Source organism: Citreimonas sp. (assembly GCF_042096055.1).
In the GTDB taxonomy this organism is placed as follows: domain Bacteria; phylum Pseudomonadota; class Alphaproteobacteria; order Rhodobacterales; family Rhodobacteraceae; genus Citreimonas.
The window spans coordinates 1,832-4,434 of the sequence record NZ_JBELMH010000143.1; the positions used below are offsets into that span (position 1 = coordinate 1,832).

The window sequence follows — 2,603 nt, forward strand, 5'->3', positions numbered from 1 at the left end:
GGCGCATCGGCGGCGCGGGCCTTGATGTCTACGAGAACGAGCCGCACGTGCCCGACCGGCTCTGCGCGCTCGACAACGCGGTGCTGCTGCCGCATCTGGGCACCGCCGCGCTGGAGGTGCGCGAGGCGATGGGCCTTATGGCGGTCGAGAACGCGATCGCGCTGGCCGACGGCAAGGACCTGCCCAACCCGGTCTGAGCGGCACGACCCTGCGTCACGCGCGCGGCCGTGATCGGCCGCCGCCTTGACCCGCGGGCGCGCAGGCGTTTCCTTGCGCCAGCCTTTGGAGAGAGCCATGCACCAGCCCGCCATCACCGGACACGGGGTCTTCACCCCCCAGCAATCGATCACCAACGACGAGCTGGTCGTGGCCTTCAACGCCTATGCCGACCGCTGGAACGCCGAGCACGCCGCCGCGATCTCCGCCGGCGAGGTCGAGCCGATGGCCCATTCCAGCGCCGAGTTCATCGCCTCGGCCAGCGGGATCGAGCAGCGCTACGTGCTGGACAAGGCGGGCGTGCTGGACCCGGCGCGCATGTATCCGCGCCTGAAGCCCCGCGCCGACGACGAACCGTCGATCATGGCCGAGATCGGGCTCGACGCCGCGCGACAGGCGCTGGCGCGCGCCGCGCGTGCGGGCGCGGACATCGACCTGGTGATCTGCGCCGCCTCGAACCACGAACGCGCCTATCCCGCCATCGCGATCGAGATCCAGAAGCTGCTGGGCGCCGGCGGTTTCGCCTTCGACATGAACGTGGCGTGTTCCTCGGCCACGTTCGGCATCCAGGCCGCCGCCGACATGATCCGCACCGGCAGCGTGCGCCGCGCGCTGGTGGTGAACCCCGAGATCTGCTCGGGGCATCTGGAATGGCGCGACCGCGACTGCCACTTCATCTTCGGCGACGTGGCCACCGCGGTGGTGATCGAACGTGCGGACGAGGCGCAGGGCGCGCATTTCGTGATCCACGGCACCCGCTGCGCGACCGAGTTCTCGAACAACATCCGCAACAACGACGGCTTCCTGCGCCGTTCCCACGACCAGATGGACGACCGTCGCGACATGCAGTTCATGCAGAACGGCCGCAAGGTCTTCAAGGAGGTGCTGCCGATGGTCTCGGCCCACATCCTGTCCAACATGGCCGACGAGGGCTGGCAGCCGGACGACCTCAAGCGGCTGTGGCTGCACCAGGCCAACAAGACGATGAACGACTTCATCGGCCGCAAGGTCCTGGGCCGCGTGCCCGACGCGTCCGAGCAGCCCAACATCCTGCAGGACTACGCCAACACCTCGTCTGCCGGGTCGATCATCGCCTTCTCGCAGAACTGCGAGGATCTGGCGCCCGGCGACAAGGGCGTGATCTGTTCCTTCGGTGCGGGCTATTCCGTGGGCTCGGTCCTGGTCGAGCGCGCCTAGGGTGCAACGCTTTGCTGGTGGCGCGATTCGTGCGACCCTGCGCCCGCCCAGTCACGAGGAGGAGCGGGACATGGATCGCGACGCATTGGTGGAACACGCCAAGAAGCAGCTGGACGACTGGAACGCCCAGATCGACCGCCTGCAGGCCCGGATGGCCGAGCAGAACGAGGAGACGCGCGCCAAGCAGGAGGAAAGCCTGCGCGAGATGCAGGCCCACCGCGACCGCGCCGAGAAGCGCATCGACGAGCTGACCGCCGCCAGCCGCGCCGCCTGGGACGACGTCAGCGCCGCGCTCGACCGCGCCTGGCGCGACCTGTCGGACAGTTTCGAGACGGCGCGCAAGCGCTTCTGAAGCAAGTCAGCCCGAGGCCGGCCGGTCGCCCATAGCCTCGCGCCAGTGGCGGCGGCACAGGCTGACATAGGTCTCGTTGCCGCCGACCTGCACCTGCGCGCCCTCGCGCAGGGCGCGGCCTTCTGCGTCCTGCCGGACCACCATCGTGGCCATCCGCCCGCAATGGCAGATCGTGCGCACCTCGCGCATCACGTCCGCCAGCGCCAGCAGCGCGGCCGAGCCCGGGAACAGCTGCCCGCGGAAATCGACCCGCAGCCCGTAGGCCATGACCGGCAGGTCGAGGTCGTCGACCACCCGTGCGAGCTGCCAGACCTGCGCCTCGGTCAGGAACTGCGCCTCGTCCAGGAAGGCGCAGGCGATGCGCCCCCGCGCCATCCGCGCCTCGATCAGCGCGAACAGGTCGGTATCGGCGGCGAAGGTGTCGGCCGGCTGGCCCACCCCGATCCGCGAGGCGATCCGCCCGGTTCCCGCGCGGTCGTCCAGCGCCGCGGTCAGCAGGTAGGTGTTCATGCCGCGCTCGTTGTAATTGTGCGCGGCCTGCAGCAGCAGCGTCGACTTGCCGGCGTTCATGGTCGAGTAGTGGAAATGCAGCTTGGCCATGGCCCGCCTCATGCCGCAGGCGCGCACGGCTGGCAAGCACCCGAAGGCGCCCCCGTCAGTCGGGGATAAGCTGCCCCCACAGGTCGTACTCGCCCGCCTCGTCGACCTCGACCGTGACGATGTCGCCGGGTTCCAGCCCCTCGGCGCCCTCGTCGATGAACAGGTTGCCGTCGATCTCGGGCGCATCCGCCCGCGTGCGGCAGGTGGCGATGCCGTCCTCGTCCACGTCGTCGACGAT

Annotated in this window: 4 protein-coding genes and 1 pseudogene; 3 read left to right on the forward strand and 2 right to left on the reverse strand. The window is 69.6% G+C overall.

The window, feature by feature from the left end; all coding sequences use genetic code 11:
* The 3 genes from ACFDTC_RS17635 to ACFDTC_RS17645 all read left to right on the forward strand — a co-directional run.
* On the forward strand, nt 1-197 hold a 197-nt coding region (locus ACFDTC_RS17635; protein WP_375260184.1), incomplete at its 5' end, for an NAD(P)-dependent oxidoreductase.
* A 97-nt stretch (nt 198-294) separates the two neighbouring features.
* Nucleotides 295-1,413, forward strand: a complete 1,119-nt coding sequence (locus tag ACFDTC_RS17640) for a beta-ketoacyl-ACP synthase III (protein ID WP_375260185.1) — start codon at nt 295-297, stop codon at nt 1,411-1,413.
* 70 nt (nt 1,414-1,483) lie between these two features.
* Nucleotides 1,484-1,765 (forward strand): hypothetical protein, encoded by a 282-nt coding sequence (locus tag ACFDTC_RS17645; RefSeq protein ID WP_375260186.1) that lies wholly within the window; start codon nt 1,484-1,486, stop codon nt 1,763-1,765.
* A 6-nt stretch (nt 1,766-1,771) separates the two neighbouring features.
* Here the strand turns inward: ACFDTC_RS17645 and ACFDTC_RS17650 are convergent, their stop codons facing one another.
* Both ACFDTC_RS17650 and ACFDTC_RS17655 read right to left on the reverse strand, forming a co-directional pair.
* Entirely contained in the window at nt 1,772-2,365 is a 594-nt protein-coding gene (locus tag ACFDTC_RS17650) for a thymidine kinase (RefSeq protein ID WP_375260187.1), read from the reverse strand.
* 55 nt (nt 2,366-2,420) lie between these two features.
* Nucleotides 2,421-2,603, reverse strand: a pseudogene (locus ACFDTC_RS17655) (30S ribosomal protein S12 methylthiotransferase RimO); the annotation flags it as partial.